General features: G+C 69.8%; 13 protein-coding genes. 11 read left to right on the top strand and 2 right to left on the bottom strand.

The features are described from left to right. Positions 1 to 3: 3 nt before the first annotated feature. The 10 genes from T336_RS0104320 (at position 4) to T336_RS0104275 (ending at position 12,894) form a co-directional block, all read left to right on the top strand. Positions 4 to 1,422, top strand: a complete 1,419-nt coding sequence (locus T336_RS0104320) for a hypothetical protein (protein WP_026431624.1) — start codon at positions 4 to 6, stop codon at positions 1,420 to 1,422. Beyond that, a complete protein-coding gene (locus tag T336_RS0104315; RefSeq protein ID WP_019703736.1) occupies positions 1,419 to 2,318 on the top strand; it encodes a LodA/GoxA family CTQ-dependent oxidase in 900 nt (299 codons plus the stop codon). Before T336_RS0104320 ends, T336_RS0104315 begins: the two co-directional genes overlap by 4 nt. Beyond that, a complete protein-coding gene (locus tag T336_RS0104310; RefSeq protein ID WP_019703737.1) occupies positions 2,308 to 3,681 on the top strand; it encodes a radical SAM/SPASM domain-containing protein in 1,374 nt (457 codons plus the stop codon). Before T336_RS0104315 ends, T336_RS0104310 begins: the two co-directional genes overlap by 11 nt. Further along, complete coding sequence (gene qhpG, locus T336_RS0104305) at positions 3,674 to 5,143, top strand: flavin-dependent monooxygenase QhpG (RefSeq protein ID WP_167333636.1); 1,470 nt, start codon at positions 3,674 to 3,676, stop codon at positions 5,141 to 5,143. The genes T336_RS0104310 and qhpG overlap by 8 nt, the downstream gene beginning before the upstream one ends. A 78-nt stretch (positions 5,144 to 5,221) precedes the next feature. Continuing rightward, positions 5,222 to 6,364: a peroxidase, FMP-type gene (locus T336_RS24760; RefSeq protein WP_051647047.1), complete on the top strand. Its 1,143-nt coding sequence runs from the start codon at positions 5,222 to 5,224 to the stop codon at positions 6,362 to 6,364. Between the two features lie 66 nt (positions 6,365 to 6,430). Further along, complete coding sequence (clpB, locus tag T336_RS0104295; RefSeq protein ID WP_019703740.1) at positions 6,431 to 9,040, top strand: ATP-dependent chaperone ClpB; 2,610 nt, start codon at positions 6,431 to 6,433, stop codon at positions 9,038 to 9,040. 28 nt (positions 9,041 to 9,068) lie between these two features. Continuing rightward, complete coding sequence (locus T336_RS0104290) at positions 9,069 to 9,422, top strand: hypothetical protein (RefSeq protein WP_019703741.1); 354 nt, start codon at positions 9,069 to 9,071, stop codon at positions 9,420 to 9,422. Positions 9,423 to 9,535: 113 nt separating this feature from the next. Further along, positions 9,536 to 10,972 (top strand): coniferyl aldehyde dehydrogenase, encoded by a 1,437-nt coding sequence (locus T336_RS0104285; RefSeq protein WP_019703742.1) that lies wholly within the window; start codon positions 9,536 to 9,538, stop codon positions 10,970 to 10,972. A 196-nt stretch (positions 10,973 to 11,168) separates the two neighbouring features. Beyond that, positions 11,169 to 11,702, top strand: coding sequence for a GNAT family N-acetyltransferase (locus T336_RS0104280; RefSeq protein ID WP_019703743.1), 534 nt, complete (start codon positions 11,169 to 11,171; stop codon positions 11,700 to 11,702). A gap of 22 nt (positions 11,703 to 11,724) precedes the next feature. After that, complete coding sequence (locus tag T336_RS0104275; RefSeq protein WP_026431622.1) at positions 11,725 to 12,894, top strand: methyltransferase; 1,170 nt, start codon at positions 11,725 to 11,727, stop codon at positions 12,892 to 12,894. Between the two features lie 28 nt (positions 12,895 to 12,922). On the opposite strand, the gene T336_RS0104270 is transcribed toward T336_RS0104275, so the two are convergent. Beyond that, positions 12,923 to 13,456 (bottom strand): hypothetical protein, encoded by a 534-nt coding sequence (locus tag T336_RS0104270; RefSeq protein WP_026431621.1) that lies wholly within the window; start codon positions 13,454 to 13,456, stop codon positions 12,923 to 12,925. 106 nt (positions 13,457 to 13,562) lie between these two features. Here T336_RS0104270 and T336_RS0104265 point away from each other — a divergent pair, with 106 nt between their 5' ends. Further along, on the top strand, positions 13,563 to 14,534 hold the full coding sequence (locus tag T336_RS0104265) for a tRNA dihydrouridine synthase (protein WP_026431620.1): 972 nt from the start codon (positions 13,563 to 13,565) through the stop codon (positions 14,532 to 14,534). A gap of 27 nt (positions 14,535 to 14,561) precedes the next feature. On the opposite strand, the gene T336_RS0104260 is transcribed toward T336_RS0104265, so the two are convergent. Continuing rightward, complete coding sequence (locus tag T336_RS0104260; protein WP_026431619.1) at positions 14,562 to 16,421, bottom strand: phospholipase D family protein; 1,860 nt, start codon at positions 16,419 to 16,421, stop codon at positions 14,562 to 14,564. Positions 16,422 to 16,523: the final 102 nt, after the last annotated feature.

Below are 16,523 nucleotides of genomic sequence, written 5' to 3'. Positions count from 1 at the left end.
TCCATGCCGATTCTGGAACTGCGAATCCTCCCTCCCGTGGCCATCGGCCGACTGGGTGCAGCGGCCGAACCGCTGGAAGCCTTCGACCTGGTGCGCGACCCCGAGCGGCCGCTCGACTACCGCCGCATCGTTCCCTGTCCATCGTTCAGGATCGACCCCGACAGCGGTGAAATCGTCGAGGTGTACACGCCGGAGAAGATCCGCTTTCGCGATGCCGACCACCTCGTGCGCCCCGTGGCACCTTTCCTCGAGGTGTTCGCCCGGCTGGCCAGCGCGCCGGATGAACTGGTGCCCCTCACGCTGGACCTGCTGGCCGCCGAAGGGCTGCCGGTATCGGCCCTGAGCTGGGACGTGGCCGTGGGCAACATCAAGGTGTTTCGCCGTACGCACGACGCCAGCGACCGGATCGAGGCCGCGGTCAACGACCTCCGCGGCCATGCGGTGCACCGCCTGGAGGGCCGGTGCGCGCATTTCCTGCCCGGCAAGGTGCTGCCGCTGGGGCTGGTCCAGTTCATCCGCCCCACGGAAGCATTTCCGCAGATCCGCCTGCGCTTCACGCCCGCAGGCGGGCATGTCTATGGCTCCGCACTCGAGCGCCAGACCGGGCCCGACACGTTCGAGGACGATCCGGTGATCACGGCGCCCGGGCAAGTCCTGTACGACGCAGCGCGCGGCAGCTGGCGTGGCTATCGCGATACCGGAGCCCCTGGCGAAACCAACCCCGGCAGCATCTATGCAGGCTGGGACACGCCCGCCGACCTGCAGGGCAACAGCTACCACGTGAGCTGGGGCTACCTCGACGACGAGTGCGACGGCACCGTCACCGTGAAACTCCAGAGCGGCGGGCAGGTGCTGAGCGCCCGTGCGGTGATCGGCGCGGGGCCGCCCGCCTATGCACCCGACACCCTGCCGGTGCGTGTCGTGTCGGACGAGGTCGAGCAGATCCTTTTCGGCCCTTCGGTGGACGAGGAGGCGATCTCGCTCGACGATGCGGCCGAACTGGTGTTCCGAGCCCTGGAAACCGTCCGCCTGATGAACACCGCCGTGATGAACGGCAATCCGGTCAACGGCCGCATGAACGTGGCCTCCACGATGGTGCGCCAGAACAGCGCCGACTTCGAGCGGCTGTACGAGCCCATCGCCGCCGCCTCCCTGGCCGACAACCTCGCCCTGCGCGCCCTGCACGAGCGGGTGTTCGCCGGCCTGGCGGCGCGCGGCCTGCCGTGGTTCGCGCAAGCCCTGCGCCAGCCCGAAGAAATCGGCGACCTGAGTTCAGCCACGCTGCGCAAGATGCCCGCCCTGATGCGTGGCGCGGACGGACGCAGCCTGACCCTGACCCGACGCCATATCGACATGGTCACCAAGGCCGCGCAGCGCGCCTTGGGCGGACCCGCAGCCGACACCAGCCAGGGGGCATCATGAGCACACCACCCAAAGTCGCCATCGCCGCGGACAACCTGACCGCGCAACTGCACTACCGCGGGGCCGGCAACCCGGCCTCGGCATTGCCGCGCAGCGCGATTTCCAACTGCTTCCCGGGGCTGGAGTTCGACTTCCGGAACCTGTGGCGGCGCGCCTTCGAAGGCATCGTGCTGGTGGAAAACAACAACCTCGTGGTGGGCATCGAATCCGAGGACTGTGCCGATCTGCTGGGGCGGCGCCTGCTGACCATCAAAGACCCCGTATCCCACGAAGTCCTGCCCACGGGCGTACCCACCAACGGCCCGGTCTATCCCAGTTCCGACTCGACCGCCCCGCAGGCCCCCTCGCAACCGCTGAAGACTGCGGCGAACCCGAACGGCGTGTCGTTCATGGAGTGGTCCAACTCCTTCGCGCGCATCATGGCCCACCAGGGGGAACTCATCGAGTGCGTGTTCTCCGCGTATTCGACCACCACGCCGGCCCTGGATGGCACCGAGGTGTTCCCCGACACGGAGGACCCCTACAGCGGGCAGGCGATCAGAACCATCACCCGCTCCCTGCGCCTGCGCCGGTTCTTCAGGCCGGGCACGGCGGAGGTCGCTGCCGGCGTGCTGCAACCGGGGGAGCTTACCCAGGGCCTGTGCGCTCCCTGGCAGAACGACTACCGCGAATGCGCCTGCTACTACTGGGCGGCCAGCCGGCCGGACTATGTCAACGTCGAAGCCGGCGCCGACGGGCTGAGCCATGGCGACATGTGGTTCACCAAGAAGCGCACGGGTACCTACATTCCCGACAACCGCGTCGATTCGCGCCTGTGGTCCTACGACGACCTGTTCATCGCGTGGCAGCAGCACCTGCGTTTCATCATCCGGGGCAAGGATGCCGATGAATCGTGAATCCCTTGCCGCACGGGCGGCGGACGCAGCGCGCACGGCAGCGCTGTCGTCCCGGCCCCGGCTGCGCGAGGCCCACTGGATCGAGGGCGGGTGGGGGGCGCAACTGCTCGTGGTCAACGGCAGCCGCCTCTACCAGGTGCCGCCACCACTGGCAGACGATTTTCGCGCCGTGTTCGATGCGGCCGATGCGGGTGGCCTGGCCCGGTTGCTGAATGCCCACGACCTGCAGGCAGAGCCCTACATCGACGACGTGCCGCTGGCCCCGCCTCCGGCGCACGCGTTGTCGCTTGCCGTGGCACAGAAATGCAATCTGGGCTGCACCTATTGCTACGCCGGGCAAGGCGAGTTCGGCGGCAAGGCCAGGAACATGGAGGAGCAAGTCGCCCGCCAGGCCGTGGACTGGCTGCTCGACCAGGCGGCGCCCGGCGGCAAGGTGAACCTGGCCTTCATGGGCGGCGAGCCTCTCGCCAACCGCGCGGTATTGCAAAGCACCACGCGCTATGCCGCCGGGCGCGCGGCGTCACGCGGCGTGGACTGCCGCTTTTCGCTGACCACCAACGGCACCCTGCTCACCGAGGAGGATGCCGACTTCTTCGAGGCGTTCGGCTTTGCGGTCACCGTCAGCCTGGACGGCGCCCCTGAACAGCACGACCGCCTGCGCGCGTTCAAGGGCGGCAAGGGGTCTTTCGAGCAGATCGCCCTGCGCCTGCAGCCCTTGCTGCTGCAGCAGCGCCGGATGCAGGTGTCCTGCCGTGTCACGGTGACGCCTTTCAATCTCGACCTGCCTCGCATCCTCGACCGGTTCATCGGCATGGGTTTCCACAGCGTCGGGTTCTCGCCGCTGCTGCGCGCGTCCAATGGCCGCGCCGAGATGGGGCGCGAGGAACTGGCCGAAATGCTGGAGGCGATGATCGCCTGCGGCATGGCCTTCGAGCAGGCCGTCATCGAAGGCCGCCGCTACCCCTTCATGAACATGGTGAACGCGCTCAAGGAACTGCAGCGCGGCAGCCACCGCCCCTATCCCTGCGGTGCGGGCGCGGGCTACTTCGGCGTGTCGGCCGAGGGGCAATTGAGTGCCTGCCACCGGTTCGTGGGCGACGAGGCCGGGGCCATGGGCGATCTGGAAAACGGCGTGGCCAGCGAGCGCCAGATCGAGTGGCTGGCCGGGCGACACGTGCACCGCCAGTCCCCCTGCGGCGATTGCTGGGCGCGCTACCTGTGCGGTGGCGGCTGCCATCACGAGGTGATCGCGCGCGGACGCGGAGCGTGCGATTACATCCGCGGCTGGCTGCACTACACCCTGGGCGCCCATCGCCGCCTGGCGCAGGCGGCGCCCCGGTGGTATGCGGGGGCGCATGACTGAACTGGATTGCCTGGTCATCGGCGCGGGCCCGGCGGGCAACTGCGCCGCCTTGCGGTTGCTGCAGCTCGGCTACAGGGTCGGCGTGGTGGAGCGCCTGCGCTTTCCGCGCGGGCAGATCGGGGAATCGCTCACCCCTGGAGTTCGCAATATCGTGGGCTTGCTGCAAGCCGACGACGCCCTGGCTGGGCTGCCCCACATCGCGGGCAGACCTGGCCTGCTGCGTTGGGAGGAGGACACCCTGCTGCCGGTGGCGCATGCCGGCACGGCCGTGGTGGTGCGGGCGGATTTCGATGCGTGCCTGCTGGCATTGGCCGCATCGCGCGGCGCGAAGCTGTGGCAGCCCGCGCAGGTGCTGGCCGTCGAGGGCCAGGCCGGGGCGTGGCGTGTGCAGATCGTGGAGCCCGCCACGGGCACGGTGAGCCATGTCCTGGCCCGATGGCTTTTCGAGGCCGGCGGGCGCCACGGTACGGCGGCCACGCGATGGGCCTGTGCGCCCCGCCTGGCAGCGTTATGGGCCGAGTTCGAACCAGGCCAGGTCGATCCTGCATGCCTGGCTGCCACGAGGGTGGAAGCGCTGCCGGATGCCTGGCTGTGGGCGGCTCCCCTGCCCAGTGGCCGGCTGCGCGTCATGGTGTTCACCGATCCGCAGGCGATCGGCGGCCAGCCGCATTCGGCATGGAGCCGGTCCCTGGCCGCAAGCCACGGCTTGCAGGCACTTGCGGGGCTGGCACCTTCGCAACCCCTGCGCATCTGCTCCGCCGCACCCTACCTCGATACGGCGGCCTGGCGGGAAGGGCGGGTCAGGATCGGCGACGCAGCGTTCGCGCTCGATCCCCTCTCGGGCTCCGGCGTCGAGAAAGCCATGCGGTTTTCCCTGCAGGCTGCCGTGGCATGGCACACGTGGTCGAGCGCGACCGACGAATCCGGGCGGAGCCTCGCCCGGCAGTATTTCTCCCAGCAGCTGAACCAGACCTGCGCACGCCATGCCGGATGGTGCGCGGGCCACTATGCCCGGGCATGGAATGCCGGTGGCGATTTCTGGCGGGCCAGGGCGGAGCCCCCCCGGCGGCAGGCCCGGCCAGGTGCCCTGGCGTCCGGGGAGCCTGCGGACGATTTCTTCGCGGCCCTGGCCGACGCGCCACCCCCCGGGCCGCCACCTGCACGCCCGGATGGCTGGCCGGCCACCGCACGCGTGCGCCTGGATGAAGCCTGCCGGCTGGCGCCACAGCTTTGCGTGGTGGAAGACCGCGTCTGCACCGCTCCGGCCCTCTCCCATCCCCGCCTGCCGCGCGCCGTGGCGTTCGTGGCCGATCAGGCCCTGGCCCCGCATTGGTCCTTGCTGCGCCGCGAGCAGACCGTGGGTGAACTGCATGCCGCGCTGGCGCAGGCGATGCGCCAGGATGCCGCGGGCGCGGTGGTGGATTGGCTGCGGCGCAGCGGCATGCTGGTGCCGGTCCCCTGAAGGCTCCATGGGGAGCCGGAACGTCTTTCCCCCGGTTCATTGGCAGTCCGTGACATTCCCACACCAAGGAGGTTCCAGATGACGATCCCCACGACACCCCAGCCCCCCTATCCCCCCTATACCGACGCGGTACTGGCGCAGCCGGCCGATTACGGCGTCTTGAAGCAGTTGGAGGGCACCTGGGTCAACCACAACCCGGACAACAACAGCACCGGCTGGGGATTGCACACCACGTGCATGCCGTCCCCCGGCACCAGTTCGGAAACCATCTTCGGCATCTTCCACTTCCTGTGCGAGGACTACACGGAAGAGCTGACCTTCAATCTGGTGGATGGCGGCGTTCGCAACCGCGGGGGCACCAATGAGCAGTTCGTCGGCGCGGTGGTGTACAACCAAAGCATCCAGCGCGTCAGCGACGGGGCGGGCATCCACAGGGAAGATGGCATGTACCTCTGGTCCAACCAGATGTACAACCATCCGGCGGACGAACAGTCGGTGCTGGAAGACAACGGGTTTCCGGGAATCGGCATCGGTGCCAGCGGCCCCAATTTCGTGCCGCCGTACGCCATCGCGCGCAGTGGCACGATCCCCCATGGCAGCGCGATCCTGTTGACCGGTGATTTTCAGGTGGTCAGCCAGGGCGCGCCCCAGTTTCCCAGCGGCCCCGCTGCGTGGCAGCCTCCGTTTCTCTCGATCTCGCCCAGCATGGGGTCGGCGGGCGCCACCCCCGGCGACCCCATCGACCTCGATGCACCGGCGCCGGCCTGGGTGCACGACAAGTCGCTGCCCGTAACAGAACCCGACAGCAATCTCACCTACACCCAGCGGATCCTGGCGGACCAGCACTATCCGTATTCGGTGCGGCCCGACTTGCGGCTGCGCGATGCCCTCAGGAACCAGAATGTCACGCGCTACACGCTGATCGAGTTGTCCACCCGGCACGACGGAGGCCCGCAGGGCGGCATTCTGAACACCCCGTTCGTGAGGCAGTTCGTCAATGTCGCGGAAGTCAACTTCAGCCTGTGGATCGAAACGGTGGTCGAAGACGGTCAGGAAATCCTGCAATTGCAGTACCGCCAGATCATTTTCTTCGAGTTCATGTTCGGCTCCGACGGCAAGACCACCCGCTGGCCCCACATCCAGATCAACACCCTGCGCAAGAAGCCTGCGGGACTCATGGCTGCGCAAGCCCACAGGGATTTCTCCTTCAGGAAGTTCTGATGCGGCATGGCTTGAAATCTCCGGCGCCGCGCCTCAACTGCGCGTCAATTCGGAGGATCACAGACCATGCGTCTCGACAAACTCACCACCAAGTTCCAGGAAGCCCTCGCCGACGCGCAATCGCTCGCGCTGGGCAATGACAACGCCTATATCGAACCCGTCCACCTGCTGGCCGCCATGCTGCGGCAGCAGGAGGGCCCGCGCGCGCTGCTGCAGCGGGCGGGTGCCAACGTGGCCGCCCTGCAGACGGCGGCAGAGAACGCCATCAAGCGTCTGCCCCAGGTGCAGGGCCAGGACCAGGTGCAGGTCGGCCCCGAACTGGGCCGCCTGCTGCAGGCCACCGAGAAGGAAGCGATCAAGCGCGGCGACCAGTTCATCGCGAGTGAACTCTTCCTGCTCGCGCTCGTGGACGGCAAGGGCGATACCGCCCAGCTGGCGCGCGAGCACGGCCTGACGCGCAAGAGCCTCGAGGCCGCGATCGACGCGGTGCGCGGTGGCGCGCAGGTCAACAGCGCGGAGGCCGAGGGCCAGCGCGAAGCGCTCAAGAAGTACACGCTCGACCTCACCGAGCGTGCCCGGGCCGGCAAGCTCGACCCGGTGATCGGCCGCGACGACGAAATCCGCCGCGCCATCCAGGTGCTGCAGCGCCGCAGCAAGAACAACCCCGTGCTCATCGGCGAGCCCGGCGTGGGCAAGACCGCCATCGTGGAAGGCCTGGCGCAGCGCATCGTCGCGGGCGAGGTGCCCGAGAGCCTGAAGGGCAAGCGCGTGCTGTCGCTCGACATGGCCGCGCTGCTGGCGGGTGCCAAGTACCGCGGCGAATTCGAGGAGCGACTCAAGGCCGTGCTGAACGAACTGGCCAAGGACGAGGGACAGACCATCGTCTTCATCGACGAGCTGCACACCATGGTGGGCGCGGGCAAGGCCGAGGGTGCCATGGACGCGGGCAACATGCTCAAGCCGGCCCTGGCACGCGGCGAGCTGCACTGCGTGGGCGCGACCACGCTCGACGAGTACCGCAAGTACATCGAGAAGGACGCCGCGCTGGAACGGCGCTTCCAGAAGATCCTCGTGGGCGAGCCCAGCGTGGAGGCCACCATCGCCATCCTGCGCGGCCTGCAGGAGCGCTATGAACTGCACCACGGCGTGGAGATCACCGACCCGGCCATCGTGGCCGCGGCCGAGCTGTCCCACCGCTACATCACCGACCGCTTCCTGCCCGACAAGGCGATCGACCTCATCGACGAGGCCGCGGCCAAGATCAAGATCGAGATCGACTCCAAGCCCGAGGCCATCGACAAGCTCGACCGCCGGCTGATCCAGCTGCAGATCGAGCGCGAGGCCGTGAAGAAGGAAAAGGACGAAGCCTCGCAGAAGCGCCTGGCGCTGCTGGAGGACGAGATCGGCAAGCTGCAGAAGGAAATCGCCGACCTGGAGGACATCTGGACCTCGGAAAAGGCCCAGGCCCAGGGCAGCCAGCAGGTGCGCGAGCAGGTCGAGAAGGTGAAGCTGCAGATCGAGGAGCTCAAGCGCAAGGGCGACTTCAACAAGGTGGCCGAGCTGCAGTACGGCAAGCTGCCCGACCTGGAGCGCCAGCTCAAGGAAGCCCAGGCCAAGGAAGAGGGCACCGACGGCACCGCCACGCCCAACCGGCTGCTGCGCACCCAGGTGGGCGCGGAGGAGATCGCCGAGGTCGTGAGCCGCGCCACGGGCATCCCCGTCTCGAAGATGATGCAGGGCGAGAAGGACAAGCTGCTGCAGATGGAAGACAAGCTGCACGAGCGCGTGGTGGGCCAGGACGAGGCCATCGCGGCCGTGGCCAACGCCATCCGCCGTTCGCGCTCGGGCCTCGCCGATCCGAACCGGCCGATGGGCTCGTTCCTGTTCCTCGGCCCCACCGGCGTGGGCAAGACCGAGCTGTGCAAGGCGCTGGCGGGCTTCCTGTTCGACAGCGAGGAGCACCTCGTGCGCATCGACATGAGCGAGTTCATGGAGAAGCACTCCGTGGCCCGCCTGATCGGCGCGCCGCCCGGCTACGTGGGCTACGAGGAGGGCGGCTACCTGACCGAGGCCGTGCGCCGCAAGCCCTACAGCGTGCTGCTGCTCGACGAGGTCGAGAAGGCGCACCCGGACGTGTTCAACGTGCTGCTGCAGGTGCTGGACGACGGCCGCCTCACGGACGGCCAGGGCCGCACCGTGGACTTCAAGAACACGGTGATCGTGATGACGAGCAACATCGGCTCGCACCTGATCCAGGCGATGGTCGGCCAGGACGCGGACGACGTGAAGGAAGCGGTCTGGGGGGAACTCAAGAACCATTTCCGGCCCGAATTCCTCAACCGGATCGACGAGACGGTGGTGTTCCACGCGCTCGACGCGAAGAACATCGAAGCGATCGCACGCATCCAGTTGCAACTCCTGGAAGCGCGCCTGGCGAAAATGGACCTGCACCTGCAGGTGTCTCCCGGCGCGCTGTCCGAGCTGGCCAAGGTGGGGTTCGATCCGGTGTTCGGTGCCCGCCCCCTCAAGCGCGCGATCCAGCAGCGCATCGAGAATCCGCTCTCGAAACTGCTGTTGGAAGGCCGCTATCCGCCCAAGAGCGTGATCCCGGTGAACGTGGATCCCGTACAGGACCCTGGGGTCTTCCATTTCGGCGAAGCGGCGGCTGTGGGGTAAGTTCGATGTTGTGTGGAAAGGATGTGCCTTGAATGATTTCCTGGCCGGTGTGATCCGGTGGATCGTGCGCCTCGCGGTCGTGGCCGTGGGGGCGGTGTTTTTCCTGAGCCTGCTCATCGCCGTGGCGCTGCTCGCGGTGGTCTGGGGCGTGCGTTCCCTCTGGGCGCGGCTCACGGGCCAGCCCGCCACGCCATGGACCATGCGCATGGATCCGCGCGAAGGCTGGAGCACGGTGTACCGCAGCACCGCGCGCTGGTCGGCCGCCGGCCGGCGGGGCCAGGCGGCCGATGGGGAGCCGGGTTCGCTGCGCTCGGCCGAACTGCCGGGCGCGCGCGCCGACGTCGTGGACGTGCAGCCGCGCGACCTGCCCGGCAAGGTGTGATGTGACCGGCCGGCGCCGCCGCGGCATGCCGGCGCCCGCCCGCACGTGCTTTCCCTGGCTTTTGGAGACGCCCGTTTACATGGCGTTGCGAGGGCCCTCCCTATGATTGCCGCATGACGCCAGACGACATCCGCCACCACTTCCAACTCCAGCGGCAGGCCAGCCGGGAACAGCCCGAGACGCCGTTGCTGGTGCGGCGGGAGCGCCTGCTGCGCATGCGCAAGCTGCTGGACGAGCACGGGCCGGCGCTCGCGGCGGCCGTGCAGGCCGACTTCGGCATCCGCTCGCCGCGCCTGACCGAGGTGGCCGACCTGTTCGTGCTGCGCACCCAGCTCACGCACACGCTGAGGCACCTGGCGCGCTGGAGCAAGCCGCGCCGCGTGCACACCCCGCTGCACCTGCAGCCCGCGCACGCCTTCATCCAGCGCCAGCCGCTGGGCGTGGTGGGGGTGATCGCGCCCTGGAACTACCCCGTGCAGCTTGCGCTCGGGCCTGCGATCTGCGCGCTCGCGGCGGGCAACCGCGTGATGCTCAAGCCCAGCGAGCTCACCCCGCACACCTCCGCCCAGCTCGCATCGCTGGTGGCGCAGTTCTTCTCGCCCGACGAGTTCTGCGTGGTCCAGGGCGATGCGGCCGTGGCCGCGCTGGTGGCTTCGCTGCCCTTCGACCATCTCGTCTTCACGGGTTCCACGGCCGTGGGCCGCAAGGTCGCGCAGGCCGCCGCGGCGCACCTGACGCCCACCACGCTGGAGCTGGGCGGCAAGTCGCCCTGCATCATCGACGCGGACTGCGACCTGCAGGATGCCGCGCTCAAGATCGCGCACGGCAAGCTGTTCAACGCCGGACAGACCTGTGTGGCGCCCGACTACGTGCTGCTGCCGCGCGGCAGCGAGGGGGCGTTCGCGGAGGCGTACCGCGCCGCCGTGGCGAAGCTGTTCCCGTATTTCGAGGGCAATCCCGACTACGCCTCCATCATCCATTCGCGGCACCTCGCGCGCCTGCGCACCATGCTGCAGCAGGCGCAGACGCAGGGCGCAGAGGTGCACGTGCTCGAACCCGTGCCGGGTTCGCCGCCACCGCCCCCGCAGGGCATCGGCGATGGCGTGGCGCGGCAGATGCCGCCGGTGCTGGTGTTCCATGCCACGCTGCAGATGCAGATCATGCAGGAGGAAATCTTCGGCCCGGTGCTGCCCGTGCTCGGCTACGACCGTCTGCAGGATGCCATCGACCACATCAATTCCGGGCCGCGCCCGCTGGCGCTCTACTGGTTCGGCCGCAGCGAGGCGGTGCGCGATGACGTGCTGCGCCGCACCGTGAGCGGCGGCGTCACCGTGAACGACACGCTGCTGCATGTCGCGCATGACAACCTGCCGTTCGGCGGTGTGGGCGAAAGCGGCTGGGGCGCCTACCACGGGGAGCACGGATTCCTGCGCTTTTGCCACCAGAAATCCGTACTGGTGCAGTCCCGCTGGTCGCTCGGCAATCTGCTGCATCCGCCCTACGGCGCGCGTTTCGACCGGGTGCTGGAGCTGTTGCGGCGCTGGCTCTGACGGCCTTGCCCGCATTTCGGCAGGCCCTGTTTTCGCCGGGTTCCGGAGGGCTTTCCGGCCACTGCGCAAGGCGTCGCGCGACCTGTCCGCAGGGGCTTGCAGCATCCATGGACTGGAGCCCGAAAACCAATTGCGCGACAATCGTGGGTTTTGCGTTCCGCACCCCTTTTTTCTTCTTCTGTTCCGTTCGTTCCCAATGTCCAGTATTCAGGCCAGTATTCAGGTCCGTCCCGCCACGCTCCGCGATGCCAAAGCCATCGCCCAGATCCATACGCAGTCCGCGATGGAAGCGTACCGCGGCCTTGTTCCCGACGACCAATTGAAAGCCATGTCTTCGGTCGAGAAACGCCAGGCGTACTGGCGTGAAGCCATCGAGTACTGCGAGCCCCAGGTGCAGGTGGCGGTGGAAGGCGACAAGATCGTCGGCTTCGTCGGTTTCGACCGTTCGCGCGATGCCAAGTCCCGTCCCACCACCGGCGAGATCTGGGCCATCTATGCCGCGCCGTCCCACTGGGACCAGGGCGTGGGCGTGGCCCTCTGGGATGCCGCCCGCGAGGGCCTGCAGCAGGAAGGCTGCACCAACGTGACCGCGTGGGTGCCCATGCGCAACGAGCGCGCGCTGCGCTTCCATGAGCTCGCGGGCTTCAAGCGCGAGATGTCCACCGCCAAGACCGCCGTCATCGGCGGTGTGAAGATCGAGGAAGTGCGCCTGCAGCGCTCCCTCAACTGATCGGCCTGAACCCTTGTCCGGCATGATCCACTGGAACCACGGCGGCCAGGACCGCAGCGCGCAATGGCACTCGGAGGCCGGCGTTGCCGCGCCGCGCCGCGTGGTGGTGGCCGACGACACGCTGCCCGCCGATGCGGCCTACCGCATGGCCTGCGAAGGCACGGGGCTGCTGTGGCAGGGGGATTTCCAGAATGCACGGCACCTGATGCAGGCGCTGATGCGCCGGGCCGATGGCCGGGGCCGTACGCGCGGTGGCGCCAAGGGCCGCGGCAAGGCGGCTGCCACGCCGGCGGCGGCTGCCCCGGCGCTGGCCTTCCACCTGCACCGCCAGGCCCAGGCCCAGCGGGCGCGGGTGCTCGGCATGCTGCTCATTCCCTTGGAAGGCGACCAGGGCATCGCGCTACGGCGGGCGCCGGACTGGCGGCCGGCGCTGGCCGAGGCCTGGGGCGCTCCCGACGGTACGCCCCGCGTGGCCTCGCTGCGCGAGCTGCTGGGCCTCGTGGGCGCGCACGAGTGGCGCAAGAAGGGCGTGGAGATCCCCGCCCTGGGAACGCCGCCCGACAATCGCATCCATCCGCACTACGGGGTGTTCTCGCCCGTGCGTGGCGAGTACATCGATCTCGTGGCGCAGGTGCCGCTGCCCGCGGGCGCGGCCGCGCTGGCCTTCGATATCGGCACCGGCACCGGCGTGCTCGCGGCCGTGCTCGCGCGGCGCGGCGTGCGCCGCATCGTCGCCACCGACCAGGATCCCCGGGCCCTGGCCTGTGCGCGCGAGAACCTGCAGCGCCTGCGTGTGCTGCCGGCCGTGGACATCCTCCAGGCCGATCTTTTCCCTCCGGGCCGTGCGCCCCTGGTGGTGTGCAATCCGCCATGGGTGCCTGCGCGTGCCGCCGCTCCCGTCGAGCGTGCGGTCTATGACGAGGACAGCCGCATGCTGCGGGGGTTCCTCGGTGGCCTGGCAGAGCACCTTGCGCCGGGTGGGGAGGGCTGGCTGATCCTCTCGGACCTGGCGGAGCACCTGGAGCTGCGCCCGCGCGCCCAGCTGCTCGGCTGGATCGAGGCCGCGGGCCTGCGGGTGCTGGGGCGGCACGACGTCCGGCCGCGCCACGGGAAGGCGGCAGACGCTTCCGATCCGCTGCATGCGGCGCGTGCAGCGGAGGTCACTTCGCTCTGGCGGCTCGGCGCCGCCTGACGCCCGCGGGGCCTTCCGGCGCGCCGTGTCAGGCCGGCATGGGCAGCAACTGCTCCATGCGCTGGCGCACGATGGCGGCCCGCTCCGGGCCGGCCAGCAATTCGATCTCTTCCAGCAAGGCCTCGCTGACATCCATCATGCTGTCGCGGTCGCGCGCGCCGCGCAGCGCCTCGAGGAAGTTCTGGGCCAGCGCGGGGTTGCGGCGCGCGAACATGCGCTCGCAGATGTCGAACAGGTACATGCGCGCACCCGCGAGCGAGCGCAGCGCGTTGGAGGGCGCGGGCGGGGTTTCCGGCTGTGCCTCGGACGGGGCCTGGCGCGGCACGGGGGCTGCGGACGGCGTGGCGACTGGTGCAGCGGCTGCCGCGCCGCCGGCCTGGGCCAGGTAGCCGTCCGCCAGCAGGCGCGCCACGATGTCCTTGCCGGCGCCGTGGTAGAGCGCTTCCAGCTCGGCCGCAGGCCGGCCGTCGGCCAGCAGCAGCAACGAGCGTTCGCGCAGGCTGAGGGTGCGCACGCCCGGTGAGAGTTCCAGGCGGGCCTTGTCGGTCTTCAAGAGCAGCATGGAGTGCGAAGGGGGGCGGGACATTGGCGACAATGGAAGGCTGCATTCCACCGCACTCCGATGACGCCGCGATGACGCGGCCTCCGGTGCGGGCGCTCCTGCCCCGATGTCCCATCCTCCGCTGCTGCTGCTCGCCCCCATGGAGGGGCTCCTCGACTTCGTCCTGCGCGACGTGCTGACGCGCGTGGGCGGCGTGGACCGCTGCGTTTCCGAGTTCATCCGCGTGACCGGCACGCTGCTGCCGGACAAGGTGTTCCTGCGCTACATCCCCGAGCTGCGCAACGGCGGGCGCACGGCGGCGGGGGTGCCTGTGCGTGCCCAGCTGCTGGGATCGGACCCTTCCAGCATGGCCGAGAACGCGGCGCGGCTGGCCGCGCTGGGCCCCGAGGGCATCGACCTGAACTTCGGCTGTCCGGCCAAGGTGGTGAACCGACACGGCGGCGGTGCCGCGCTGCTGCGCGAGCCCGAGCGCATCGCCGCCGTGGTGGCCGCGGTGCGCCGCGCGGTGCCGGCGGGGATGCCGGTGTCGGCCAAGATGCGGCTGGGCTACGACGATACCTCGCTGGCCCGGGAGTGCGCCCAGGCCGCGGAGGCCGGCGGAGCCTGCGAGCTGGTGGTGCATGCCCGCACCAAGGCCGACGGCTACCGCCCGCCGGCCTACTGGGAACTCGTCGCGCCGCTGCGCGCGGCCGTGCGCATTCCGGTGATCGCGAACGGCGAGATCTGGACGGTGGAGGATGCGATGCGCTGCCGGGCGCTCTCGGGGGGCGATGCCCTGATGCTGGGCCGGGGCATCGTGGCGGACCCGGGCCTGGGCCTGGCCATCCGCGCGGCCGATGCGGGCCGTGCCGGAGCCCCGGCGCTCGCCTGGGAGGCGCTGCTGCCGCAACTGGGCGTGTTCTGGCACACGGTCTGCGAGGACCTGGAGCCGCGCCAGCGCGCGGGGCGGCTCAAGCAATGGCTCAACCTGCTGCGCCGGCGCTTTCCCGAGGCGGAGGCCGCCTACCAGCACGTGCGCACGGTCACCGACCAGCGCACCATCACCGCCTGGGTGGAGGCGCAGACGGGCGGGGCCTGAGGCCCTGCACGCCTGCAGGGAGCCTGCCTAGAGCAGGTGGTCCGGCGCCAGGGGGCCCAGCAGCCGCAGCAGCATCCGCAGGCCCAGGCTGGCGTCGGGCTCGTGCGTGGCGTCCGGCAGCCCGCTGCCCTGCGGCGCCCGCCAGACGAGGCTGCCGTCCGGCAGCTGCTCGACATGCCAGGCATCCTCCCGCAGGGCGGTCTCGATCTGCGCCGAAGCCATGCGCGACAGGCCGCGGCTCTGGATCAGCAATGCGATCTCGGTGTTCTGCAGCTGCGAGCGCAGGTCCAGGTTCATCGAGCCCACGACGATGAGCCGCCCGTCCAGCACCAGCACCTTGGAGTGGAGCATCGCGCGGGATTTGCCGGTGGCACTGGCGCCGGAGTCGCCGAAGGCGGATTTCACGCCGGCCTGCTCGCTGCGCAGTTCGTAGAGCTCCAGGCCCATCGACAGCAGCTCTTCGCGGTGCCGTGCATAGCCCACATGCGCGATCGGCGCGTCGTTGGAGGCCAGCGAGTTGGTGAGCACGCGGATGCGCACGCCCCGGGCGCGGGCATCCGCGAAGGCGCGCTTCATGTCGTCGCCGGGCACGAAGTAGGGCGAGATGACCAGCAGGTCCTGGCGCGCCTGGCCGAGCAGGTGGAGCAGGCCGTCCACCACGGTATCGCCCTCCGCGGCACGTCCGGCCGATGCCTGCAGCAGCCCGCCCGCGGGCGCGGAAGGACCGGCTGCCCGGGATGCCGGAGGCACCGTGCCCCCGGGCCCCTGCACGTCCAGTGCGGTGCCCGGCGGAGTGCTGCGGATGCTGGCCGCTTCCCCGTCCGCCGCGATCTTCGCGGGCCGGTCCGCGAGGAGGACCGCCGACGCCCAGACGAAGTGCGCCGCGCCCAGGTCCATCGGCCGCTCGTTCCAGACGCGTGCGCGCTTGTCGGCGGAGGGCTCGCCGGGCGCGGGGCGCGGCTCCCCGTCGGGCGGCCGGAGGCCGTTGCCGGCTGGGGCAGGAGCTTCATCGCCGCCAGGAGCCCGGTCGTCCGGGCCGGTACCGGAGTCGCCTTCGGAAGCGTTGCGCTCCGGGTAGCGGTCGAGCGTCTGCTGCCGCAGGCGCTGCAGTTCCTCGCGCGTGATGAGCGACTGCACCGGGTAGGCGCGCGGGTTGTTCCAGTAGGCGTCGAAGCTGCGCGACATCTCCGCGACGATGGGGCCGGCGGCGAGCACGTCCAGGTCCACGAAGTTGCCGGAATCGGCCTGCCCGAAGTAGGCGTCGCCCAGGTTGCGTCCTCCGGTCACGCCCATGGTGTTGTCGGCGATGAAGAGCTTGTTGTGCATGCGCTGCTGCACGCGCGAGAAGTCGGTGAGCGACCCCCACAGCCGGCCCACCATGGAGCCGCGCGGTCCGGCGACGGGGTTGAACATGCGCATCTCGATGTTCGGCTGGAACGCCAGGCCCATCACCAGCGCATTGCGCCCGGTGCTGTGGAAGTCGTCGAGCAGCACGCGCACGCGCACGCCCCGGCGCGCTGCCGCCACGACGCCGCGCAGCAGCCGCTCGCTGCTGGCGTCCGCGTGGATGGCGTAGTACTGCAGGTCCAGCGTCTTGCGGGCGGACTCCACCAGTGCCAGGCGGCTGCCGTAGGCATCCTGCGGCCCGCTCAGCAGCAGGAAGCCCGAGGCATGGCGGGCACCGGCTGCCTGCCTGCGCTCGTCCACGGTGCGCGCGAGCGGTGTGTCCGCCGCCGCCGTGGCGGGCAGGGCGCTGGATTCCGGGCGCTCCACGTTCTGCGGCAGGCCGCTGCATGCGGCGGTGGCCAGGGCGAGGACCAGGATGGCACCCCAGCGCCCGAGGGCGGCGCGGGCGCGCGGAATGAGGGCGGCGGAGCCGTCGGGCATGGGAATCCTGCGGTGCATGGAGTGCGGGGTGTCCCGAGGTATAGCGCGGCCCCTGCGGCCGAGCTGTCGGACAACGCCCCGGCGGTGGCGCCGTTCTCCATG

It is taken from the genome of Paracidovorax oryzae ATCC 19882 (assembly GCF_000687165.1).
Lineage (GTDB): Bacteria > Pseudomonadota > Gammaproteobacteria > Burkholderiales > Burkholderiaceae_C > Paracidovorax > Paracidovorax oryzae.
This window is presented reverse-complemented; position numbering and strand designations above follow the sequence as displayed.